Origin of the sequence: Roseibium sp., from assembly GCF_025698965.1 — a bacterium.
GTDB lineage: Bacteria > Pseudomonadota > Alphaproteobacteria > Rhizobiales > Stappiaceae > Roseibium.
Map to the genome: position 1 here is coordinate 1 of NZ_JAILWL010000012.1, position 22,984 is coordinate 22,984.

Here is a 22,984-nt window from a genome sequence, read left to right on the forward strand (position 1 = left end):
GTCGATCAAATAGTAAGGTGTCTGGATCATTGACATCTAATACCGTATTGAACGCGGTCGAATTTTTCGAATTCGACCGCAATTTGCACTTTGTTCAAAGCCTCTTGCGGAGGTGGCGGTTCCGATGAGAGGCCTGATCTCCAAATCGGTTGGCAGATCTGAACTCCAAAACGCTCACCGGTCCTCTCGTTGATGCGACAGATACCGTCTCAAAGCCGGTCTTTGCAAGCAGGTATGAGAATCCGCCTGAAATTCTCATTGATCCACCAGACCCGCGCGAAGGGTTCGCTCTTCAGTGCCGGTCGGGCAACCAGGATCTCAGCTGAGCACATCCTGTGGGTCGGAAACCCGGATGGACGCATACACAGCTTTGGCGATCACAACCGATTGAACCATCCATCACCCTGTCAAAAAGGCGTGCCTGGAAAAATCATCGTTAAAGTTGCAGTTTCCCTCTCACCCTTCCTTGCAACATCTCTAACATTCACGAATGCGGTCAAGTTACTCAAATCATGAATGAAATTACCCATTCCACTCGAGGCGATTTGCCGCGTGTCGAATTCCGCACCACCACGGTGCATTTCTGCCTATAGCGAAATCTTCAATTAGCCACCACTTGCGGGCGAGTGCTTTTACCGAGCTCCCGAATGCTCAACATGAAAGAGACTGAAACGCAGAACTCACATGGAACTACAAGGTCTTCATCATCCCTGATCTGTCCCCCGTCAGGACTGATTCCACGGCGATGAATACGTGAGACAAACATATTGAGACGACCGTGCCTGGTCATCCAATTTTGAGCGGCTTCTGCCGAGCAGGAGGCTTTGGATTTTTACTTAAATTCAAAGTATTGATTTTTCATTTCAAAAATAAAATTAAAGTATTAATTTTAAGAGCGTCAAAATCGCCTCAAATTTCCCAGCAGATTCAGGTTTGATGGTAAGTTCGGATTTTATTGATCGAGATCGTGCCCGGCTAAAATAATTTAAAATTTATTATTTAAAAACAATTAGATATTCAAAATATCATCAACTCCACAACATTTCACCGCTCAAACTCCCCGGAAATTTCAGTTTGTTCTCGTAAACAATCTGATTTTCGCAAAAATCTGCAAACCTAATAAAGATAAGTAAAAAATAGGAGAGAGATATGGGGACTCGGAATTTGGAGTTCAAGGGTGTTAAACTGTTTGTGATCTAAGTTTAAAAACGACTCGAAATCAACATGTTGCAAAAATATGACTCCCCTTTTCCAATATTCAAATCTTGACATTTTTGAGTTGAGAATCGAGCCTTAAGCTGCCTTTAAAGAGATGCATCTTCGAATCGATGTTTCAATCTACATTGATTTTGAAGATTAATCAGGACACTGAAAGAGCGATTTTAAAGTATTCAAATCACACTGCCGGTGACCTTGGAAATTTCTTTGTTGGAGATCAAAATGAAACTCAAGGGCTTGATGCTCGGTGCCGCAGCAGCAGCTGCTGCCACCTCCGCCCAGGCGGCGGATCTTCCGGTAGCACCGGAACCGGTCGACTACGTTCGCGTTTGTGATGCCTATGGCGCACGCTTCTATTACATCCCGGGCACAGAGACCTGCCTGCGCGTCGGTGGTCGTGTTCGTACCCAGTTCGTCGTCAACAACGTTCTGGACAACGACAGCAGCCCCTGGGGCAATCGTGACCAGGACGGTTACTCCTGGCTCGCACGTGGCTATCTGTATCTCGATGCACGCACCGCGACCGAGTTCGGCACACTGCGCACCTACATTGCCATGTACGGCTCCTCCACCAATGGCGACAACTCCAGCTTCACACTGGACAACGCTTACATTCAGTGGGGTGGTTTGACCGCTGGTCGTCTGACATCCAACTTCGACATCTTCACCGGTCAGGCGTTTATCGGTGTTGTTGATCGTGACTGGTCCGACGTCACCACCAACCAGATCGCTTACACCGCAGCCTTCGGCAACGGTTTCTCCGCAACCATCGCTCTGGAAGACCGCTCCAACCGCGAATACGGTGATTATGGCGGAACACGTGCTCCGGACGCCGTAGCTGCTATCGGCCTCTCCCAGGGGTGGGGTTCCGCACAACTGTCTGGTGCTCTGCATCAGGTTTACCCGGACGTTGCCAATAACAACGCAACCGGTGGCGAAGACAATCTCGGCTGGGCAATCGGCGGCGGTGTGAAATTCAACCTGCCGATGATCACTTCCGGTTCGAACATCTACTTCCAGGGCTTCTATGGTGATGGCGCTCTGGCATATGTCACCACATATGATGGCGTTGCGGACTACAACGGTGACGACACGTCGTCCGGTTACTCCCTGTCGGGTGGTGTCTATGTTCAGGCTACCTCCACCATCGGCCTCGCGCTCGATGGCTCATATCTCGACATCGACGCGGCATCCGGCCTCAACGACGTGACCCGCTATGCGGTTGACGGTTCTGTACAGTGGGAGCCGGTCTCCGGCTTCGTTCTCGGTGCTGACGTCGGCTATGCAAACGTTGACGTAGACACTCAGGGCGACCAGGACGAACTCCTCTTCGGTGTTCGTCTGCAGCGGACGTTCTGATTTGACGCGAGCTAACTGACAGCGGTCTCTGACCTCCTTGACCTCTAGTCAGTCTGCGGTCCGGCAGGCTCCAATCTGCCGGACCGCCCCTTTTTACGCCTTCTTTCCAGGGTGAAATCCACTGCTCGCGTGAAAAATCTCGGCGCAAGATTTCAAAGCAAAATTCCAGTGCTGCCTCATTTTGTCCTCGCCTATGCGACAGAAAGAGTGACCTGCCCTATTTCATGATTAGATTTGGGGCGAACGGAAGGTCTCTTGGAAATGCGTCTTGTCAGACTTGCGCTTGGCGCCGCCATCGTATTGGCAACCGGTTTTGACGCCAGTTCACAGCCGATCCCTCCCCGAAAAAAGATCGGCACCGAACAGCTAGACCGGGCTCAACAGCAAGAACAGCAAAAAGCGTTGCTGCCAAAGCGGCTGCGACCCCTTGCGGACGGTTTGCAGGCGATCACGGAACGTGATTTCGACAGAGCCTGGGAAACGCATCTGACCATGACACCCGGCAGCGCTGAACGCCTCGCCCTGGAATGGTCCATCGCATCGGCGGAAGCTCCTGCGGTTTCAGCCTCCCGGCTGGCCGAGCTCGAACGCAATCTTGGCGCCTGGCCTATGCAAGCCAGGATCAGGACGAATTATGAGCGGGCCTTCCTGAGCCGACGACCCGAAGCCGCTGAAATCATCAGTGAATTTGAGCAAAAGACACCGGAAAGCAATCTTGCGATCGTAGCTCTGATACGCGCCTATGAAGATACCGGAAACACCGAAGTGGCGACCGACCTTGCCCGGTCCTGGTGGCCGACAGCCCGTCTGAGCGCGAGGCAACAAGCCAGATACTCTGAGATTTTCGAGGACCTTCTTCGAACGTCCGACCACAAGCGTCGCATGGACAGACTGCTTTACGACGGCAAGACAGGACAGGCATTAAGGCTTGCATCCCTGGCAAAGGCGGAAAGCCTCGCCAAGGGCCGCGCAGCTGTCATCAACAGTCGATCTGACGCCTCTCGTGAACTTAGCCGCGTCGACGAGAGCTGGAGCGAGGATCCCGGTTATCTGTTCAGCGCCATCTTGCTGAAGCGGCGAAAAGGCGAATATGAGACTGCCGCGAACCTCCTGCAACCGACCCCCCATGATCCGGATATGCTCGTCGATCCCGACAGGTGGTGGGTGGAACGCCGGATCGTTTCGCGGGAAATGCTCGAACGGGGCAAGCGTTCGCAGGCCTATGTCCTGGCGGCAGCCCATAGCGCGACAGGAACAGCTGCTATCGCTGATGCGGAGTTCCATGCCGGCTGGTTCGCATTGAGATTCATTGAAAAGCCCGAAACCGCAGAAGAACATTTTGAAAAGCTTGAGGAAGTGGTGACCACTCCGATCAGCAAATCAAGAGCCCTATACTGGCTGGGCCGAGCCGCGGAAGCCGATCAGCGCCCGGACGATGCACGCAAACGCTACGAAGAAGCAGCAGGCTACCCCGGAACCTTTTATGGGCAGCTTGCCCACGAACGGCTTGGCCGTTCCCGATTGGAACTGCGAAAAGTCACCATAACCTATGAGGACCGCAAGGCGTTCAGTTCCAATCCTCTCGTGATGGCGATTACCGCGTTCGAAACCCTAGAAGATGACCGGCGAGCCGGAATCCTGTACCGCCACCTGGCAAAAACTCTGTCAGACCCGGCTCATCTTCGCCTGCTCGCACTTCGCCTGGAATTGCAGGGGAAACATGATGATGTTCTCACGGTCGGGAAGTCGGCCTTCAATCGAGGTATCCAGATCGAAAAACTCGCCTTTCCGACAGGTGCCATTCCGCGGGAGCAGGTCACATCAACTTCCAATCTGCCGATGATGTACGCGATCGCTCGGCAGGAGAGTGCTTTCCGCATAGATGCGGTTTCCCCGGTTGGCGCGCTGGGGTTATTGCAGGTCATGCCACGGACCGCCAGGGCTGTAGCCAAGAGGCTTGATCTTACCTACAGCAAGAACGCGCTTGTCCGCGACCCGGCACTGAACGCAACAATCGGTGCTGCCTATTTTCAGGAACAACTCGACCGCTGGAACGGATCCTATGTATTGACGCTTGCGGCCTATAACGCCGGGCCGAAGCGTGTCGAAAACTGGCTCAAACGGTTTGGCGACCCGCGTGGCAAAAGCACGGATGAAATCATCGACTGGATCGAAAGCATCCCCTTCCCCGAAACCCGCAACTATGTCATGCGGGTGATGGAAGGATATCAGGTCTACAAAGCCAGACTGTCGCAAAGCCCGTTGAACCTCGCCAAAGATCTTGCTGCCGGCAGCTGAGTTTGCAGCCTGGAGACACTCGCTGTCCCCAAACGCAAGTGAAATGAAAAGCCGGTTCATTGGATCCACCATCCGGTGACCGATTTTCGGCAATCGGCAAAAGCGTAGCAGCTCGGGACAAAAATTGCCGGGTCCAGCATCTAACCGGCAATTTTGACACGCCAAATCTCCCACCATCGAAGGCCTGGAAACTCAGGGTTGCAGGCATCACAGCTTTGTTTTTCTGGATATCGCTCTGTTTTCCGCCGAATACCTGTCATTTTTTGCCCGTAAATCCTCAAACCCTAGGTGAACTGTTCGACTGGACGACACAATTTCAACACATTCCGGTCAAAAAGCCGATTGGAACTACGCACATCTACGAATTAACAATTTGTAAACTATAATTTACTTCAAAATTTTAGCGAAATATATAACAAAAACATTGGTAGGCACTTTTTTCCTAGCTGAAGGAAATTTTTTCCTAGTAAAAAGCAAAATTTTCCTAGTAAAAATCTTCTTAACCTTAACTTTTTTCCGCCTGAACTTGGTTATTACTACGTTATAGACTTGTAGCTGCCGCTACGAACCACTTTTGCCCCGCGACTTGGGAAGATGGATATGGGTGTTGCGATATCAAAGTCTGAGACCACCGACATCGAGTTTGTGACTGATGAAGGCCTCCAGACGGACGAGATGCCTGCAGTGACGCCTGAGATACTCACAACCCTCTCGGACGACGATCTACTGGCGCTGATCGCAAAGGACAGGGAAGACGCCTTTCAGACACTAGTCGAACGTCATGTCGACCGGGGCTATGCCGTCGCCTTTCGCATCCTTCGAAACGGCCCCGACGCCGAGGATGTTGTTCAGGACGCATTTCTGCGGGTCTGGACTCGCCGGGAAATGTGGCAAAGCGGCCGTGCAAAATTCTCAACCTGGCTATTTCGGGTAGTCAGCAACCGTTGTATCGACTTCTTGCGCAAGCCCAGAGCCGAGACGGTGGACGAGCTCCCGGAACTGGAAGACGATGCCTGCGATCAATGTCAGGATCTGGAACGCCAGGAAGCGACCGAGCTTCTGGAACAGGCGATGATGAAACTGCCGGACCAGCAAAGGATTGCACTCGTGTTTTCTTATAACGAGAACATGAGCAATGGCGAGATTGCAGAAATCATGGATACTACTGTATCGGCTGTCGAATCCCTGCTGAAACGTGGACGTCAAAAACTGCGCGAACTGCTTAAGAAACAGGGTGCCGATATCTTGACGGCATTTACGAATAGTTAACTCTACTTTTTCCGTTGAAAATAAAATTCGCCTGAAAACAGACGACTGCTCCGTTGAACTGTCAGAGCGTGGGTAACCGCGCCGACCGCGCCGAATGGTGGGCGTGGACTTGTGACATCAGGAGAACACGATGCCTGTTATTTCGACAAACACCGCGGCTAACACAGCAGTCCGCTACCTGAACTCCAATGCGGCCGAGCAATCCGATTCCCTGGCCAAACTCGCCAGTGGTTCCAGCATCACCAAAGCATCGGACGATGCTGCCGGCCTTGCCATTGCCACCAAGATTTCTTCCGACGTCGCCGCTCTCGAGCAAGCCTCAACCAATGCGTCTCACGGAATTTCCGTCCTGCAGACCGCCGATGGCGGTGCAGCGAATGTCAGCGACATTCTGGAACGCATGAAGACCCTCGCCTCACAATCGGCCTCCGGTACCGTAACCGATACCGAACGTGCCTACATCCAGGCGGAATTCGAACAGCTTCAGGAAGAAATCGACGGAATTGCAGAAAGCACCCGCTATAACGGCCAGAGCCTTCTGGACGGCTCCAGCGACTTCTCCGACGACACCGTCGAAACAGCCGCAACCACAACCGGTGCGACCTCCGCCGCCACGGTGACCGCCGATACGACCGGCAGCTTCACCATCAATGACATCGAAATCGAACTGTCCTCCGACGACACATCCTTTACGGTCGATGAAATGGTGGAGCAGATCAATGCCAGCCTTCAGGCCGAGGGCGAATACACGATTGTCGCATCCAGCGAGTCAGGCACGCTGACCCTTACGACACTCGAAACCGGCGAAAACGCCTCGATCGAGCTGGTTGATGGCAGCGGCACTCTCAATCTGGCAACACTTGGGTTCACGGCAGGAACCTACACCGGCACCTCCACCGAGGTGGATACGACAGGCTCAGACATCGTGGTTGGATCGTCTTCGGCCGACACAATCAACCTGACTCTGCCGGAACTGACAAGCGAAGCGCTTGGCATCGACGGCCTCGACATCTCCTCAGCCGATGGTGCGAAAGAAGCCCTTTCGGTTCTCGACATGGCGATTGACGAAGTGTCCAACGCCCGTGCGGAAATGGGGGCAACCATGTCCCGGTTCGAATTCCGCTCTGCACAGATCGACACCAGCATCGAAAATCTCGATGCGGCACAATCGGCCATCGCCGATGTCGACATTGCAAAGGAACAGGCTGAACTTTCGGCCGCCAGCGTGAAAGTTCAGGCTGCTGTTGCCGCAGCCTCACAGGCAAACGAAATGCCGGAAAACCTCCTGTCCCTGATCCGCTAACACCCAGTTCCCGGGTCGCCAAGAGTTAGCCCCTCGTAAGATCTGCGTAAGCAGACACCGCGGCGGCCCGGGAAACCCCTTTCAAGCTCTTCCTGACGGCGGGATATTCGCGATGAGCGTAACCGATACGACATCCTCGACAGTAACCACGACCACCTCGACGGAAACTGTCTACACGTCTACTGCGAATGCCGATTCCGATATTGACTGGGACGCTCTGATTGAAGCGGCGGTGTTGGAAAAGCAGATCCCTGCCGACACGATCGAGATCAAGATGCTCGAGAATGAGGCTGAGATTGCCGCCTATGAAGAAATGCAGTCTCTTCTTCAGAGCATGGAAGACGCTCTTGATGTCATTCGCGGAACAGATAACACCCTCACCGAATCCGATGATGTCTTTTCGCTCCGGGACGCCTATCTGACCGGATATGGCGACGTGAGCGCTGAATCCGCCGTCGTGGTCACTGCCGATGACGGCATAGATGTGGCCACTTACGAGTTGAAGATCCTGCAATTGGCGACCAGCCAGAAGGCTGCCGGCAGCGTCTACGAGGACAGTTCCGCGGAACTGGGCTTGTCCGGAACATTCACGCTTTCACTCGACGGCACGGAACTCGACGGTGACACCTCATCGCCCTACGAGATTTCGATCACTGAGGACATGTCCCTTGATGAGATCGCCGAAGAGATAAATACAAACTCGGAAACCTCTGGTGTTTCCGCTGCCGTCATCCAGATATCCGACACCGAATTCCGGCTTGTCCTGAGCGCAACCGAAACCGGTCAGGATATTGTCATGTCGACTGTTTCCGGCGACAACATCGGTCAATCTCTCGGATTGCTGAACGCCGACGGCAGCTATGCCAGCGAACTCCAGGCCTCGCAGGACGCGATCATAAGTGTTGATGGCGTGGAAGTGACACGCGACAGCAATGTCATTGACGATGTGGTCGAAGGACTCACCTTTTCCATCTACCAGGAAACCGTCGACGACGATTACATATCGGTTGAAGTTTCCCAGTCTCTGACGAGCATTCAGGATGCCATCTATTCGCTTGTCGACAGCTATAATGCCTACCGCGAATGGGCCCTGACACAACAGGAAGTCAGTTCCAGCGGTGGCGCAGCCGACGACGCTGTGCTCTTTGGCGACAGCATATTGCGCGGTGTGAATTCGGATATTGCTGAAGGTCTTTCGACCATCATTGACGACGAAAGCATGGCGCTGATCGGCCTTTCCTACGACAGCAGCAACTATCTGGAAGTTGATGATGAAGTTCTTGCCGACGCTCTGCTGACCGACTCTGACGCAATAGAGAGCCTCCTGCTTTTCGACATGGAAACCAGTTCCAGCGATCTGGCACTCCTGGCGCGCACCGACACCATGCCCGACGAGTTGTCACTCGATATCGCGGTCGATGAAGACGGGAGCGTGTCGGGTGTGTCGGTCGACGGCGAGGAAGGGCTGTTTGAAGTCGACGGCTCACGGATCGTAGGCGTGGAAGGCACGGCCTATGAGGGCATCAGTTTTGTCTTTACCGGCTCCGAGAGCCAGACGGTGGACATGACCTTCAATCCCGGCCTTGCGGAAAACCTCTACTACGCCGTCAACAACTATTCCGATGCCTCCGATGGTCTTTTGACGGAAATCGTCACCGAACTCAGTGAGCAGAATACGGACTATCAGGAAGAATACGACAGCATCATTTCGGATGCGGATGACTATCGGGACTACCTGACGGAACTTTATGCGTCGTATCAGGCTGAAATCGATCAGGCAGAATCCGATCTTGAATACCTTGAAGCTCTTCTCAATTCAGGAGATTAAGTGATGAGCTACGCTATGAACCACGCCATAGCCGCCTACAGAACCGCCGCGACCACTGTCGCCCCGCCCGCAGCGGTCACCTTGTTGTTCGATGAGGTCCTGAACGCGATTGTGCTGTCCGCCGATCACCTGCGAAAAAGCCAATTCGATCAGTCGCAGTCCCGGATTGCCAGGGCAACCGGTATCCTGCGCGGGTTGCGTCAGAACGTGGATCTGGACGTGAACAGAACCATGGGTCAGCAGCTGATCGACATGTACACGCGCAATATATTTGCACTCAACAGCGCCGCCGCAAAACCCGATGCCATAGAGCGGTTTTCAACTCTTGCCGAAGGTTTGCTGGAACTCCGCAATGCCTGGGCCGACATGACCACGCTTTCCCGCAGAAGCCTTCAGACTTTGCAGAATGACATACGTGAAGAGCGCCTCTTTGCGGAGTGTTCCTGACCCCATAGACATCCAACTGCCGGGCATGTACCGTCGCGGTCGTGCTCGGATAGTCTCTGGTTTGGATATGGTCGCTGAATCGCCTTCAATGGCAATCGATAAGTTTTATGCATTACTGGACCAGCACGGACCCAATCTGGAAGAGTGGCCGGCCGCCGAACAAGATGCCGCGAGAGAGCTTCTGAAAATGTCGAGCGCTGCAAGAGACAGGCTGAAGGAAGAACAGGCGTTGGCCGCACTGCTGACCGCAGGCCCCACGCCTGCGGCCCCGAAAGGGCTCGCTCAGAAAATCGTCAAAAAGGCGCGCGAGACCTCCAAAACACGAAAATCCTGATCCGAAACCAAACGGACAGTATTCGTGATTTCCGTCGTTGGACGGTGGATCTCACTTTTCAAAACCCGACTCGATTGCCAGGCAACATCTGCCTGATGAAAGAAGTGCGTTGCCGGATGCACGCGCGCAGGCACAGGGCGCGTGCCATTTCCGAAAGGTTTTCAACAACTTTCGGCTCGTGAAAGAAAAATGTGACCGGGCAAATATTTCCGCCCCCTCACTCACAATAGTCGGCAAATTATTCCCAAGTAAAAATGTTGAAAAAACTGCGCCCAATTCACGCAACGCACCCGTTTCACTAATAGATCGGGTGATGTTTGGAAAATCAGAATTTCATCTCACCCTCAGATAGTATTCTAAGAGCGAGGGCGGAGATATGACTATATCCACCGTGAATTCTTACTCCGACATTACGAGCACAACGACATCGACAACTGAAAACGACGATAGAACATCTATCGACAGCGATGAGTTTTTGATGCTGATGGTAGAGCAGCTTCAGAACCAAAATCCGACCGATCCGACTGACACCAGCGAATATATCAGTCAGATGGTCGACTATGCGAGTTTCGAAACAGACGTTGAGATCTCCGAGCAGCTCACATCGATTACCGACATTCTTTCCAGTTTCATGAGCTCCCAGGGCCTTGGTTATCTCGGCCAGACCGTGGAAGCGCTCGGCAACACGACCTCCCTCCAGGATGGCGAAGCGGAGTGGTCCTACACGCTCGACAGCGATGCGGAAAGCGTCAACATCAGCATTCTCGATGAGGATGGCAATACGGTCTACAGCGCTGTCGGCGAGACCGGCAGCGGCTCCCACTCCTTCACCTGGGATGGCGTGAATTCCGACGGTGAACAGCTGCCTGACGGTGGTCAGTACACAATTCAGGTCGAAGCGCTCGACGGCGAAGGCAACGATGTCTCCGGATATACGACCGTGATTGCAGAAGTCACTGCCGTCGATGCAACAGGGGATGACGCAGTTCTCGGCATAGGCGAGTCATCGGTCCTCCTGGACAATGTCCTTGCTGTCCTTGCGACGCAGTAAGGGAGGCCGACATGAGTTTGCAAGGCGCCCTTAACGCAGCCATCTCCGCCCTTTCCGCGCAGAGCACTGCCCTTTCCACGATCTCCGATAATCTGGCGAACTCCCAGACAACGGCTTACAAATCATCTTCCACCAGCTTTTCCAGCCTGGTGGCCGGCAGTGGCTCCAATTCCAGTGGCGGGGTTTCAGCCTCGGTCGTCTCGAATGTCGATCAGCAGGGCTTGCTGGTTCAGTCCACGGAAGCAACCCACCTGGCAATTGAAGGCGACGGTTTCTTCATCGTCTCAGAAGGCACGGACGCCACGTCGACCTACTATACGCGCAACGGCGAGTTCACGGTCGACAGCGAAGGGTATCTGACCAATGGCGAGTACTACCTCCTCGGCTGGGCGACCGACGTGGATGGCAATCCGATCAGCGGCACTAGCGAAAACGCACTTGAACCGATTGATCTGGATTCAGTCCAAAGTTCCGTCGATGCCACGACATCCGTGGAATTTCAGGCAAATCTTCCAGCAGACGCTGCCGTGGGAGACAGTTTCGAAACAACGTTCGAGGTCTATGACAGTCTGGGCACAACCAGCACGGTGACGGCGACTTACGAGAAGACCGCCGAAAACACCTGGGAGATCACCTATTCCGACCCGACCCTGTCCTCCACCGGGGAAACGGTTGGCACGGTCACGTCCGACCCGGTTGAAGTTACGTTCAACGAGGACGGGACACTTGCTTCCACCGATCCAAACCCTGCGGTGCTGACGATCGAGGACTGGACGACAGGGGCCGAAGACAGCACGATCAGCCTTGATCTGGGCGAGACCAACGGAACGGACGGGCTGACCCAATATGCCTCCGACGACGGCGAACCCGCCATCGACGTTCAGTCAATCGACCAGGACGGTTTGGCGTATGGCAATTTGAGTTCCATCGAAATAGCAGATGACGGGTCCGTCATTGCATTCTTCGACAATGGCGAAGAACGGCCGATCTATCAGATCCCTGTTGCCACCTTTGGCAATCCGGATGGTTTGGACGAGATGAGCAGCGGAATTTACGCCCGCTCCTCCTCGTCGGGCAACGCAACTCTGCACGAACCAGGTGAAGGTGGCGCCGGAACAGTTCAGGGCGGCTGGCTGGAAGCCAGCACGGTCGACACCGGAGACGAGTTTTCAAAGATGCTCTCGGCCCAGCAGGCCTATTCGGCAGCGTCGCAAATCATGTCCACGGCAAACGACATGTTCGACACGTTGATCGACGCGGTCAGGTAGCAATCATGTCCGAAGAGCTGAAGATCTGCCGGGAAAAGCGCAAGCGTCTGAAGGCGGAAATCGACGGGTTGGCAACAGCACCTGCCTCCCCGGCCGACAGATTGAAGCTTCTGATCCTGAAGCGCGACTTGCAGGACCTTGTCCGACTGATGCGTCGGAACCAGGCCGCCGCTGGACAGCAGATGTCCCGGTCCACGGCCGTCACCCAGGCTGTCCATGCCTATGCCAGAACAGCGGAAATATGGAAAAATCGAGGACGGTGAGCATGCTGAAAAAATCTCAAAAACAATCGAACGTTTTGTTGTCACCCGCCGATATCGCCAAGGTCGAAGCTGTTGTCGACCGCGCGATCAAGGTTGCGGCAGACCTGATCACGTTGACCGAGGAGGAAAACCGCAGGCTGACAAGCGGTCGCCCGGCATCGATTGACGACCTGTTGGCGCGCAAACAGATACTTGCGAACGAGTTGGAGGCATTTCTGAAAAAATTCAAGGAACAGAGCAACGTCTTCCTGCTGGCATCGCCAAAAAAATTCACCCAGCTGCAGCTCAACAATGAAAAGCTGACCTTGGCCCTGTCCCGGAACTCCCAGCATCTGACCCGTGCGCTCACCGCCAACCGGCGCAGAGTGGAAACGATCATGCGGGCAATCCGTGAGAAACAAAACGCCACGGCGCGCTATGGCAACAACGGCCAGTACAGCCGTCAGTCTTCACGACCATTTTCAATCGGGCCTCGCTACGAGGCCTGATCCGACGCACCCCGGTCCCAAATGGAGACGGCCTCATGACCAGTCTGAACACAGCGTCCTATATCGCGGCCAGCTCGCTGAACGCCACACAGGTTCAGTTGTCGGTTGCCTCAGCCAATATCGCCAATGCGGACACTGACGGTTACACCGCCAAGAGTGCAACCGTCACCTCGCAAGCGACCCTCGGATATGGTGCCGGCGTCTCCGTTTCGGGAATTTCCTCCAGTGTCAGCAAGTACCTTCTGGAGGACCTTCTAAGCGCTACGACAAATACCGCGAGTGCAACCGTTACGGCGGACTATCTCAACACTCTGCAATTGTCTTTTGGCGCGACCAGCGGGAATGATGGCGATGGTGGCTCACTGGCCAACACAATCGCGGCATTTGAAAGCGCGCTCGCCGAACTTGCCGAAACACCCGAGAGCGAAAGCCTGGCAAGTGCGGCTGTGTCGTCTCTGGAAGACGTGACCAACCAGCTCAACAGTCTGTCTTCGGGCATTCAGGAACAGATTGACCAGGCCAATGAGGAGATCGCGGACGCAGTCACTGCGACCAACGAACTGATCGAGACGGTCGACGCACTGAATGAACAGATCGAGGCTGCGATAGCGCGCGGCGACAGCACTGCGGATCTTGAAGACGAGCTGAACATCGCGCTTGTTTCCCTGTCCGAGCAAATGGAGATTTCGACCTTCAAAGGCGACGACGGCACCGTGAAGGTTTACACCGACAGTGGCAAGGTTCTGGTCGACAGCAGCGCACATCTTCTGGCAACCGGAACCGATGCCAACGGCAATACAACCATCTCGGTAGATGGCACCTACATCACCGAAGTTCTGGATGGCGGCAAGCTTGGTGCACTGATCGAGCTGCGCGATGAAACCCTGCCAGCTTACCAGGAAGCGCTCGACGAGTTCACAGCCACTTTCATAGAGGGGTTGAACTCCGTGAGCACGGGGCTTTTGACGGGAACCGGTGCGGCCGACATTACAGTCAGCGATGCTGTCAAATCCGATCCTGGCTCAATGCTGGGCGAAACGCTGCCCACGGAAGTCGCCTATGACATGCTCGACATCCTGCAGAACGACGCGAATTTCGACGCTACCGGTGAACTTGCAGGGGGTGACATGACGTTCACCGACTACGCCAATGACATGCTCGCAAACCTCGTTACCAAAACGAATTCGGCTCAAACGCTGCTTGAAATCGCCGAGAGTGAACTGACAACCGTTTCCGATACGATTTCATCGATGTACGGCGTCAACGTGGATGAGGAACTGACCCGACTTTCCGAACTGGAGCAGCTTTATTCCGTCGCCTCGACACTGCTCAGCGTCGTTCAGGACATGTTCGACGATCTTCTGGCCGCGGTTCAGTAAGGGATTTAAGCGATGGTTATGCGTGTTGCGACATTCAATCAGGCATCCACAATCCTCAAGAATGCACTGCAGACCCAGGCAAAGCTGGCTCAAAACCAGGAGCAACAATCCAGTGGCAACATCTCTTCCGACTATGCAGGTCTTGGCTCTGATGCCGCCACATTGGTGGACCTTGAAGTCTCCGTCGCGCGATCGCTAGCCTCCGTTTCCGCTGCCGAAGACACGCTGGCCCGAGTCGAGATGACCTACTCGGCTCTGGGCAACATGAGCGACATTATGACGTCCATGCGCGCCGACGTGAACGCCGTTCTGACCGAAGATGATCTGACGAGCCTTCAAATACTGGCAGAGAGCTATTTGGAAGACATGGCGGCCTTGCTGAACACCCAGTTTGCCGGCCGCTATCTGTTCGCCGGCAGCAATACCGAGCAAGCGCCGGTGGACCTGGACGCTTATGAGGTTGCCAATCTGACCGACATAAACACCGATTACTACACAGGCGACGACTACATACAGTCCGTGCGCCTCGATACGGACCGGACGATCGAATATGGCGTGACCGCCAATACGACATCGATTGAAGAAGCAATGCGCGCGCTCTCCTTCGCCGCCACTGCCGATCCGCTGACATTGGACGACCTGGAATCTCTTTCCGAGTTGCTTGTCACTGCCCAGGACGGGATCATCGCGCTTCAGAGCATCTCCTCCACCACCGCATCCAGCTTGGAATCCTACATATCTTCCGAAGGAGAATACGTTGCCGATGCGCAAGAGATCATCACCGAAATCTCCGGCGCCGACTTAGCCGAGCTGATTGTCGAGGCGTCCATTTACGAAGTTCAACTGGAAGCCAGCTACGCCGCTCTCGGGGCATTGAATGATTTGTCCGTTCGGGATTACCTGTTCTAGCCTAATCGCGAAAAGTGATTTTCAATTGCCTCTACCGAATTCCAGAAACATGATAACTGTTTGCAATTAAAAACATTTTTAACTCACAAAAACGCAAGAACAGATAACTGCCGATTTCTGTGACGTTCCATTATTTAATTTCACTAAACACTGTTGTTAAACAAAAGCTGGTTACATGAGAGCACCGGATGCGTAGGTTTTGAAGTACAAGATGCTTCACCCCCTAACCTGAGGATCGCACCGAGATGAAAGCTTCGGACCCGCGCAGTGAAATTGACTTTCAGTTCAACCCGACGCTGTGGACACCCCGCATCGGGTCGGAAGAATTCATTCCGGCTCATGTCGAATATGCCGAAACGCAAAGCCGGCACTATCGAAACGAGATGAACGAAACAGGCCTGTCGTCAATCTCCTATGCTTACAAGGACGCACCGCAGGAAATGGATATTTTTCGTCCGGAAAACGTCCGTGAGGATGCCCCTATCGTGGTTTACGTCCATGGTGGCTGGTGGCAGTGGTTTTCGAAGGAAATGTTTTCCTTCGTCGCTCGACCTTTTAACGAAGCCGGCTTTGCCGTCTATATGCCCGCATATACACTTGCTCAGAACTGGACTTCCGACGAGCCGATGACACGCATCACGGAGCAGCTTGAGCATGCCATGCTTGCGGTGTTCGAAGACGCGCAGACACGCGATACCAGCCAGATCATTCTGGTCGGGCATTCAGCAGGTGGCCAGCTGGTCAGCCTGCTGCACCGGGTGAATTGGGAAGAAAAATACGGCATCGACAAGGCTGCGGTAGACAAGCTGACACATGTGTTTTCCCTTGCAGGGCTCTTCGATCTTCGCGCGCTGACCAACAGTTATGTCAACGATGCCATCGGAATGAGCGAAGACGAAGCAGAACATCTCAGCCCGGCCTGCCAGCCCATAGACGACACCCGCACCTATTCGTCCTTGCATCTTGTCTTGCCCGAGCACGATACATCCGAGTTCTATCGCCAGACCAAAGAGTATCAACACCAACTGGTCAGCAAGGGAATTGACTGCCGTTTGAAGATACTCGCCGGCAAGGACCATGTGAGCATGATCGAAACCCTCATCAATGACGGTGATGAACTCACCGCTTACATCCTGAACTCCGTCTGAGCACATAATTTGGCGCCGCAAGGAATCGCCCGCAGGTGCACCGATGAAACAGAAGGAGCCGCGACCGTGGAAGAGTTTGAAGACCAGTTCAACCTGCGGAAGCGGCATCCCTTCAGCCGATACAATCTCGTCCTGAATGTTTTTCAAAGCATGATGGTACGCGCGCAGCTGACCTGCAGTATCGATGTCAGCTATGGCGACAGCGAAGGTCAGAAACTGGATATCTTTCCAGCGAAAGCAGAAGCTGCTCCCGTCTTCATCTTCATACATGGCGGATATTTCCGGGCGCTCGACAAAAGCCAATACAGCTATATTGCAAGACAAGCGGTGAAGGCCGGATACACGACTGTACTTGTCAATTACGACCTGGCGCCCGGCGTTAGCGTTGAGGAGATCGTCCGCCAGAATCTGTCCGCGTTCACGTGGATCAAAAACACCATACACAAGTGGAACGGAGATCCGTCCCGGATAACCTTGTGCGGGCATTCTGTCGGCGCATTTCTTTCTGCCAAGATCCTTGAAAGATACTGGCCCGGCGGCAGTGGCATCACAAAGGCGGCGCTGTTAAGCGGTCTGTATGACCTCGGTCCGATGAAAAGATCCTTCCTCAATCGCGAGCTACACCTGTCCGATTCCGACATTGAAAACCTCAATCCGGTCGCATCCGAAACGAAGCAGCGGCCGGAAATACTCGTTTCAGTGGGCGAAAACGAAACCGAGGAGTTTATCAAACAGTCGCGGACTTACAGCGACGCACTGACCGGCGCGGGTGTAAGAAACACCTTTCAGCGCCTGCCGGGGATCGATCACTACACAATGTCACGTTTGCTTGCAGGTCGGAAAAATCCGGTCATGGACTGGATTTTTCCGACATAGATCGCATCCATGTATAGTTGAAACGTTTGATGGAAGTGTTCTGGAACTCAAACCTCGACCGCAACAACGGCAACGCAATCTCCGGCCTTCACAAGGCCGGGGAAGTGTCTGGCCGCCAGAATTCCCGTACGTTTTGCTCCGTATTCGATCGGCTTTTTTCCGGTACAATTTGTTGGCCAGATGCGGGCGATCAGCTGACCTTCCTGGACCTTTTCCCCTAGGTCCACGATCGGTTCAATCATGCCTTCATCCTCGCAAAAAACAAAGCAGTCGCCATCAGGCATGTCCAAAGACACACTTGGCTCAATCTCAAGGTCGCCCTTCATGATGCCTGCGTGTTTGAGAACATTGCGGACACCCTTTTTTGCAACCGAGATGGAACGGGCCGTTGCTGTTCCACCACCGCCAAGTTCTGTTGTGACGAACACTTTTCCCTGCTCTTCAACAGCGGTGTCGTACATGCCGACATTGTCGATCTCCAGCATGATCGTCGTGTAGGGAGCGTTGAATGCGCGCATGGCAGCGATACAGGCTTCCTGTTGCTCCTTGTTTTCCAGAATGTGAGCAGACGCGAATGGCACGAAGTCCAGCGTTTTGCCGCCTGAATGAAAATCGAGAACAATATCGGCCAGCGGTACGAGCTCCGTCTGGAAGTAGTCGGCGATTTTTTCTGTCACCGTTCCGTCCGGACGACCGGGAAACGACCGGTTCATATTGCCCCGATCGATCGGAGATGTCCTCGACCCTGCACGGAAGGCCGGGTAGTTCATTGCCGGTATGACAATCACCCGGCCGGAAATGTCCGAGGGTTCAAGTGTAAGTGCCAGGTCCTGAAGCGCAACCGGGCCTTCATATTCGTCACCGTGATTGCCTCCTGTCAGCAACGCCGTAGGTCCGGCACCGTTTTTGATCACGGTGATCGGGATCATCACCGAGCCCCAGGCGGAATCATCGCGGCTGTAAGGCAGGCGCAAAAATCCGTGGTGTTTTCCGTCTGCGTCCAGTGCAATCGTCGGCACGATTGGATTTGCCGGCATTCTGGTCAATCCTTCACAAAGAGACGGCGCGGCACGTCGGCAAGACATGTCGGCCCGCTTGCGCCAATGATAATGCTCTCGGTAATTTCAAAGCCCCAATCGTCCATCCACAAGCCGGTCATGAAATGGAAGGTCATGTTTTCTTCCAGAACGGTCTTGTCACCGGGACGTAGCGACATGGTGCGTTCCCCCCAGTCCGGCGGATAGGAAAGCCCGATCGGGTACCCTGTGCGATTGTCCTTCTCGATCCCGTATTTGTTGAGCACGGCAAAAAACGCCTTGGCGATATCTTCGCACAGGTTACCAGCCTTGGCGGCTTCCAATCCGGCCTCCATACCTTCAAGCACGGCCTTTTCGGCATCCAGGAAAGTCTGTGTCGGCTTTCCCAGAAAAACCGTGCGCGACAATGGGCAGTGGTAACGTTTGTAAACGCCGGCAATTTCGAAAAAGGTCCCCTCACCGGCGACCATCGGTTTGTCGTCCCACGTCAGATGCGGCGCGCCAGCTGCTTCCCCCGATGGCAACAGCGGAACGATGGCAGGATAATCGCCACCGAAACCGCGCTCTGCATCGAACCGAAGACCGGCCTCATAAATATCGGCGACGAGATCGCATTTCCGGTAACCGGGCACGCAGTTTTCGAAAATGACGTTATGCATGCGCTCGACCAGACGGGCAGCCTTTTGCATATAGCCCAGTTCGCGCTCCGATTTCACCGCACGCTGCCAATTGACGAGTGCGGTTGCATCGCTAAATCGGGCATTTGGCAGGTTCTTCTGCAACGAGGCGAAGGCCGCAGCGGAGAACCAGTAATTGTCCATCTCCACGCCGATGGACAGGTTTGACCAACCGAGATCTGTAATCCGTGCCGACAGGTAATCCATCGGATGGCGTTCGGTCGATTGAACGTAGTGATCCGGATATCCGATAATGTCCGTTTCGCTCAGATAAGTGGTGCGTGCAGCCCCATTGCCATCCTGCCCCCGACCGAACCAGACGGGGTCGCCTTGCGGCCCGACAACAACACACTGGTGGACATAAAACGACCAGGCGTCATAGCCCGTCAGCCAGCACATGTTCGAGGGATCTGAAACGATCAGAACCTCAACACCGGCTTTGGCCATGGCACGCCGTGTCTTTTCCAATCGCTGCGCAAACTCTTCGCGGCTGAACGGCAATTCGCGGGCCTCTAGACCGGACCCTGTCACGATTTCATTCATCCCTTAGTTCCTGAAAATGGTACCGGCATCCTGCGCGGCTGCCCGCATGCGGGCATATGTGGCTATTGCGGTGTCCTGAACACCGGTTCCTGTTAGATCGGCAATGGTGATGTCACTGTCGTTTTTGCGGCCGACAGATTTTCCGGCAACCAGGTCGCCTAACTCGGCAAACTCCACATCCGCCTGGAACAAACCTGCTTCGATGGCAGACCTCAACTCTCCCAGTTCACGCGTCTGCGACAACCGGTCCGGAACATAAACATCGGCCAGGGCAAGGCAGTCCGGTGCGAGTTCATTCTTGTTGTGCTGATCGGAACCCATGGCCGTGACATGCTGACCCGGGCGCAACCAATCCGCTTTCAGTACAGGGGATCTCGACGGCGTTGTCGTGATTACCACATCGGCCTTGAACACGGCTTCAGCAGGGTCCGCCATGGCCGTCATTGAAATCCCGAGTTCGTCCTCAATCCGGCGCGCCGATTTTTCCGCCTTTTCGAGGTCCCGTGCCCAGATTGTTGCCCGGCTGATCGGACGGACGAGAGAAAGCGCCTTCAGTTGCAAACGGGCCTGGGTTCCGGCACCTAAGATGCAGGCAGTAGATGCATCCTGTCTGGCGAGATGGCGTGCGGCGACTGCTCCTGCAGCGGCTGTCCTAACATCGGTCAGATAACCATTATCCAGCAGCAGCGCCTCCACCATGCCGGTCTTGGACGAAAACAGCACCATCAACCCACTCGTGCTGGGCAGGCCAAGTTTCGGATTGTCGAAAAAGCCTGGAGATATCTTGATGGCGAAACTGTCGATCCCGGGAACATAGGCGGTCTTCACGTCGACTTCGCCATTATACTTGGCAACTTCCAGCGACAGGATCGGCGGCATAACCACTTCGCCCGTCGCCAAGGCTGCAAAACCCTGTTCGACGCATTCAATGGCATCAAGATCCAGCGGAACTGCTGCCCGCAGATCGGCTTCTGTCAGAATATTGATATCCGCCATCTCAATCCGCCTCTTTTGTAACATCGACATCTTCGCCCGAGACGATGCGGTAATGCTGGCTCATGTCGATGTTGCCTCCGCTCAGGATCGCCACGACCGGTCCGGAACTTTTGATCTTGCCTGTAAGGAGCGCAGCCACTCCCACGGACCCGGAACCCTCGACGATCTGACGCTCCTGCCAGTAAATGTGCCTTATCGCAGCGGCAATTTCGGCTTCACTGACCAACACCAGATCATCAACGAGATCTCGTGTCATTGCGAAGGTCAAGCGATTGTCGAGACCGATCCCGCCGCCAAGCGAGTCCGCAAGTGTTGGAAGCTCCTTCACAAGCACAGGCTTCCCTGACTTCTGGCACTCATACATGGCCGCGCCACGTTCCATGGAAATGCCGATCACCTTGGCGTCCGGTTTCCTGGCCTTGATGACTGCAGCCACGCCTGAAATCAGTCCACCTCCGGAAACCGGCACCAGCAGGGTTGCGACATCAGGCACCTCATCCAGAATTTCCAGCGCGAGTGTTCCCTGTCCGGCGATGATATCCGGGTGATCGAAAGGCGGGATCATTGTCATGCCCTCTTCCTTCACCAGACGATCCACTTCTTCCTGCGCCTCATCCTGCGACCGGCCGATGATACGCACTTCAGCGCCATGAGACCGGATCCCGTCAATCTTGGTTTGCGGTACAAGGCTGGACATGCAGATGACGCATCGCACACCGGCCGCGCTCGCCGCATAGGCAAGACCCCGACCGTGATTGCCCGTGGAAACCCCGACAACGCCTCTGGCCTTCTGCTCGTCCGTCAGCCGGGCAACTGCATTTGTGGCCCCGCGCAATTTGAAACTGCCGGTTATCTGCGTGTGTTCCAGTTTCAAGTGAACCGGACCTCCGGCAATTCCAGAAAGCGATTGGGACTGATTGACAGGTGTCATGCGGAGGGAAGGCGAAATTGCCTCCCTTGCTGCGGCGACCTGCTCTGCTGTTACAAATGGCGCTTCTGTCACACGGCCTCTCCGAGAGTGAAATTGGCAAGTGGCTGGTCGAACAATCGACCATATCCAGATGGGCGATGGTTCGGCAATCCGGCGACATTGGACATGACCCATGCGCTGGCCTGATTTGAAGTAACGACCGGCTTTCCGGTCCGGCGTTCGATTTCTGCAATCGCATCGACCGCCTGTAGGGCCGTACAGGATACGAACAGTGCTTCGGCATCGTCCGTATCAGCAGCCAGAGCCCCCTCGACAATCGACGATACCGTAATGCGTGCCATGTCACGATCGTCCTCGACGCCGAAACAGTGCATACGCGTGACCGTGAACCCAGCCTCGGTGAAATAGGCTTCCATTGGCCGCGAGGTCTTTTCAAGATAAGGTGTCAGAACGGCAATTCGCCGCGCTCCCAACGCCGTCAACGCCATGCGCGCGGACGCGGTCGGTGTCACGACCGGAACGCCGGGGCGCGCAAGCTTGATGGCAGCTGCAATCTCCTCATCGCCAATCATGACCGAGGCCGCGGTACAACTGTAGCAAACCGCCTTGAGTTCCTCTCCAGGTGCAATGAGGTCCGCGGCTGCGGTCAGATGCGGCGCCATTTTGCGTAGATTTTCCGGTGTCGTCGGGTTTTCGAAGGCAACCCGTGTTGCATGAATGGATACACCGTCACCCGACAATATCCGGAACAGGTCGCGCTCACTTGTCAGATCGGTCGCAAGTGCTATCAAGCCAAATCTGGCATGGCGGCCACGATGTTCGAATTCGGGCACTCTGGGAGACAGTGAAACGTGGCTCGAGTTCATGAAGAGGAAGCTCCAAAATTCCATACCGCCGACAGGCGGCCTGACACGCTAAACAACCAGAACCGGGCAGGCAGCCAGGCTCGTTACCTTGTGGGACACACTGCCTAGAAGAAACCCTTCCACATCGCCGATACCCCGACTGCCGACAACGATAAGATCGGCATCGTGATCCTGGGCAAATTTGACGATTGTCCGTGCCGGCTGACCGCTTTTCACAAAGGCCCGAACCTTTCCGGCACCTTCGTTATCGGCAATCTGCTTGGCTTCCTCGGCAATTTCCTTGGCATGGTCCCGCATGGCATCATCAAGAACCACAGGTTCTTCCGGCCGCACCATCGACATGGACGCTTCCAGCAGCGAGTGATGCCTGTAGATCGTCAGGATATGCAGTTCGCCACCGCAGGACTTCTGCAATCCGGCTGCAAGTTTCAACGCTTTTTTCGAACCTTCGGATCCGTCGAAGGCAACAATCATTCTGTCAAACATCAAATTGTCC

The 22,984-nt window shown here is 54.6% G+C and carries 21 protein-coding genes and 1 pseudogene; 16 read left to right on the forward strand and 6 right to left on the reverse strand.

The window, feature by feature from the left end; translation table 11 throughout:
- Positions 1 to 1,440 precede the first annotated feature (1,440 nt).
- The 16 genes and pseudogenes from K5905_RS01985 (at position 1,441) to K5905_RS02055 (ending at position 17,438) form a co-directional block, all read left to right on the forward strand.
- A complete protein-coding gene (locus K5905_RS01985) occupies positions 1,441 to 2,577 on the forward strand; it encodes a porin (RefSeq protein ID WP_297579696.1) in 1,137 nt (378 codons plus the stop codon).
- Between the two features lie 261 nt (positions 2,578 to 2,838).
- A complete protein-coding gene (locus K5905_RS01990; protein WP_297579773.1) occupies positions 2,839 to 4,875 on the forward strand; it encodes a lytic transglycosylase domain-containing protein in 2,037 nt (678 codons plus the stop codon).
- A 600-nt stretch (positions 4,876 to 5,475) separates the two neighbouring features.
- Positions 5,476 to 6,144: an RNA polymerase sigma factor gene (locus K5905_RS01995; RefSeq protein ID WP_297579699.1), complete on the forward strand. Its 669-nt coding sequence runs from the start codon at positions 5,476 to 5,478 to the stop codon at positions 6,142 to 6,144.
- 130 nt (positions 6,145 to 6,274) lie between these two features.
- A pseudogene (locus tag K5905_RS31570) lies at positions 6,275 to 6,706 on the forward strand (flagellin); the annotation flags it as partial.
- A 492-nt stretch (positions 6,707 to 7,198) separates the two neighbouring features.
- Positions 7,199 to 7,447 carry a flagellin gene (locus tag K5905_RS31575; RefSeq protein WP_367186884.1) on the forward strand — a complete coding sequence of 83 codons (249 nt, stop codon included), beginning with the start codon at positions 7,199 to 7,201 and terminating at the stop codon, positions 7,445 to 7,447.
- A 112-nt stretch (positions 7,448 to 7,559) separates the two neighbouring features.
- On the forward strand, positions 7,560 to 9,275 hold the full coding sequence (fliD, locus tag K5905_RS02005; protein WP_297579705.1) for a flagellar filament capping protein FliD: 1,716 nt from the start codon (positions 7,560 to 7,562) through the stop codon (positions 9,273 to 9,275).
- Between the two features lie 3 nt (positions 9,276 to 9,278).
- Positions 9,279 to 9,722 carry a flagellar protein FliS gene (fliS, locus tag K5905_RS02010; protein WP_297579708.1) on the forward strand — a complete coding sequence of 148 codons (444 nt, stop codon included), beginning with the start codon at positions 9,279 to 9,281 and terminating at the stop codon, positions 9,720 to 9,722.
- Positions 9,723 to 9,810: 88 nt separating this feature from the next.
- Entirely contained in the window at positions 9,811 to 10,056 is a 246-nt protein-coding gene (locus K5905_RS02015; protein ID WP_297579711.1) for a hypothetical protein, read from the forward strand.
- A 376-nt stretch (positions 10,057 to 10,432) separates the two neighbouring features.
- A complete protein-coding gene (locus tag K5905_RS02020; RefSeq protein WP_297579714.1) occupies positions 10,433 to 11,107 on the forward strand; it encodes a FlgD immunoglobulin-like domain containing protein in 675 nt (224 codons plus the stop codon).
- 11 nt (positions 11,108 to 11,118) lie between these two features.
- Entirely contained in the window at positions 11,119 to 12,375 is a 1,257-nt protein-coding gene (flgE, locus tag K5905_RS02025) for a flagellar hook protein FlgE (protein WP_297579716.1), read from the forward strand.
- A gap of 5 nt (positions 12,376 to 12,380) precedes the next feature.
- On the forward strand, positions 12,381 to 12,638 hold the full coding sequence (locus tag K5905_RS02030) for a hypothetical protein (protein ID WP_297579718.1): 258 nt from the start codon (positions 12,381 to 12,383) through the stop codon (positions 12,636 to 12,638).
- Positions 12,639 to 12,640: 2 nt separating this feature from the next.
- Positions 12,641 to 13,126 carry a flagellar export chaperone FlgN gene (gene flgN, locus K5905_RS02035; protein ID WP_297579721.1) on the forward strand — a complete coding sequence of 162 codons (486 nt, stop codon included), beginning with the start codon at positions 12,641 to 12,643 and terminating at the stop codon, positions 13,124 to 13,126.
- A gap of 35 nt (positions 13,127 to 13,161) precedes the next feature.
- Positions 13,162 to 14,505, forward strand: coding sequence for a flagellar hook-associated protein FlgK (gene flgK, locus K5905_RS02040; RefSeq protein ID WP_297579724.1), 1,344 nt, complete (start codon positions 13,162 to 13,164; stop codon positions 14,503 to 14,505).
- 12 nt (positions 14,506 to 14,517) lie between these two features.
- Complete coding sequence (locus K5905_RS02045; RefSeq protein WP_297579727.1) at positions 14,518 to 15,414, forward strand: flagellin; 897 nt, start codon at positions 14,518 to 14,520, stop codon at positions 15,412 to 15,414.
- A 245-nt stretch (positions 15,415 to 15,659) separates the two neighbouring features.
- Positions 15,660 to 16,562, forward strand: a complete 903-nt coding sequence (locus K5905_RS02050) for an alpha/beta hydrolase (protein ID WP_297579729.1) — start codon at positions 15,660 to 15,662, stop codon at positions 16,560 to 16,562.
- A gap of 66 nt (positions 16,563 to 16,628) precedes the next feature.
- Positions 16,629 to 17,438 carry an alpha/beta hydrolase gene (locus K5905_RS02055; RefSeq protein WP_297579731.1) on the forward strand — a complete coding sequence of 270 codons (810 nt, stop codon included), beginning with the start codon at positions 16,629 to 16,631 and terminating at the stop codon, positions 17,436 to 17,438.
- Positions 17,439 to 17,485: 47 nt separating this feature from the next.
- Here K5905_RS02055 and doeB read toward each other — a convergent pair whose 3' ends face one another.
- Genes doeB through K5905_RS02085 form a run of 6 tightly spaced genes read right to left on the reverse strand, consistent with a single transcriptional unit; the run spans position 17,486 to position 22,974 of the window.
- Positions 17,486 to 18,475, reverse strand: a complete 990-nt coding sequence (gene doeB, locus K5905_RS02060) for a N(2)-acetyl-L-2,4-diaminobutanoate deacetylase DoeB (RefSeq protein WP_297579732.1) — start codon at positions 18,473 to 18,475, stop codon at positions 17,486 to 17,488.
- Between the two features lie 5 nt (positions 18,476 to 18,480).
- Entirely contained in the window at positions 18,481 to 19,695 is a 1,215-nt protein-coding gene (doeA, locus tag K5905_RS02065) for an ectoine hydrolase DoeA (RefSeq protein ID WP_297579734.1), read from the reverse strand.
- Positions 19,696 to 19,698: 3 nt separating this feature from the next.
- A complete protein-coding gene (eutC, locus tag K5905_RS02070; RefSeq protein ID WP_297579737.1) occupies positions 19,699 to 20,691 on the reverse strand; it encodes an ectoine utilization protein EutC in 993 nt (330 codons plus the stop codon).
- A 1-nt stretch (position 20,692) separates the two neighbouring features.
- Positions 20,693 to 21,694: a hydroxyectoine utilization dehydratase EutB gene (gene eutB / locus K5905_RS02075; protein WP_297579740.1), complete on the reverse strand. Its 1,002-nt coding sequence runs from the start codon at positions 21,692 to 21,694 to the stop codon at positions 20,693 to 20,695.
- On the reverse strand, positions 21,691 to 22,488 hold the full coding sequence (locus K5905_RS02080) for an ectoine utilization protein EutA (protein WP_297579742.1): 798 nt from the start codon (positions 22,486 to 22,488) through the stop codon (positions 21,691 to 21,693). The genes eutB and K5905_RS02080 overlap by 4 nt, the downstream gene beginning before the upstream one ends.
- Before the next feature lie 48 nt (positions 22,489 to 22,536).
- The gene (locus K5905_RS02085; protein ID WP_297579745.1) at positions 22,537 to 22,974 is read right to left on the reverse strand and encodes a universal stress protein; all 438 of its coding nucleotides are present in this window, start codon (positions 22,972 to 22,974) and stop codon (positions 22,537 to 22,539) included.
- Positions 22,975 to 22,984: the final 10 nt, after the last annotated feature.

Excerpts from the sequence above, each read along its gene's own strand:
- K5905_RS01985 (WP_297579696.1), top strand. The coding sequence starts at position 1,441 with ATGAAACTCAAGGGCTTGATGCTCGGTGCCGCAGCAGCAGCTGCTGCC.
- K5905_RS01990 (WP_297579773.1), top strand. The coding sequence starts at position 2,839 with ATGCGTCTTGTCAGACTTGCGCTTGGCGCCGCCATCGTATTGGCAACC.
- K5905_RS01995 (WP_297579699.1), top strand. The coding sequence starts at position 5,476 with ATGGGTGTTGCGATATCAAAGTCTGAGACCACCGACATCGAGTTTGTG.
- K5905_RS31575 (WP_367186884.1), top strand. The coding sequence starts at position 7,199 with ATGGCGATTGACGAAGTGTCCAACGCCCGTGCGGAAATGGGGGCAACC.
- fliD (WP_297579705.1), top strand. The coding sequence starts at position 7,560 with ATGAGCGTAACCGATACGACATCCTCGACAGTAACCACGACCACCTCG.
- fliS (WP_297579708.1), top strand. The coding sequence starts at position 9,279 with ATGAGCTACGCTATGAACCACGCCATAGCCGCCTACAGAACCGCCGCG.
- K5905_RS02015 (WP_297579711.1), top strand. The coding sequence starts at position 9,811 with ATGGCAATCGATAAGTTTTATGCATTACTGGACCAGCACGGACCCAAT.
- K5905_RS02020 (WP_297579714.1), top strand. The coding sequence starts at position 10,433 with ATGACTATATCCACCGTGAATTCTTACTCCGACATTACGAGCACAACG.
- flgE (WP_297579716.1), top strand. The coding sequence starts at position 11,119 with ATGAGTTTGCAAGGCGCCCTTAACGCAGCCATCTCCGCCCTTTCCGCG.
- K5905_RS02030 (WP_297579718.1), top strand. The coding sequence starts at position 12,381 with ATGTCCGAAGAGCTGAAGATCTGCCGGGAAAAGCGCAAGCGTCTGAAG.
- flgN (WP_297579721.1), top strand. The coding sequence starts at position 12,641 with ATGCTGAAAAAATCTCAAAAACAATCGAACGTTTTGTTGTCACCCGCC.
- flgK (WP_297579724.1), top strand. The coding sequence starts at position 13,162 with ATGACCAGTCTGAACACAGCGTCCTATATCGCGGCCAGCTCGCTGAAC.
- K5905_RS02045 (WP_297579727.1), top strand. The coding sequence starts at position 14,518 with ATGGTTATGCGTGTTGCGACATTCAATCAGGCATCCACAATCCTCAAG.
- K5905_RS02050 (WP_297579729.1), top strand. The coding sequence starts at position 15,660 with ATGAAAGCTTCGGACCCGCGCAGTGAAATTGACTTTCAGTTCAACCCG.
- doeB (WP_297579732.1), bottom strand. The coding sequence starts at position 18,475 with ATGCCGGCAAATCCAATCGTGCCGACGATTGCACTGGACGCAGACGGA.
- doeA (WP_297579734.1), bottom strand. The coding sequence starts at position 19,695 with ATGAATGAAATCGTGACAGGGTCCGGTCTAGAGGCCCGCGAATTGCCG.
- eutC (WP_297579737.1), bottom strand. The coding sequence starts at position 20,691 with ATGGCGGATATCAATATTCTGACAGAAGCCGATCTGCGGGCAGCAGTT.
- K5905_RS02080 (WP_297579742.1), bottom strand. The coding sequence starts at position 22,488 with ATGAACTCGAGCCACGTTTCACTGTCTCCCAGAGTGCCCGAATTCGAA.
- K5905_RS02085 (WP_297579745.1), bottom strand. The coding sequence starts at position 22,974 with ATGTTTGACAGAATGATTGTTGCCTTCGACGGATCCGAAGGTTCGAAA.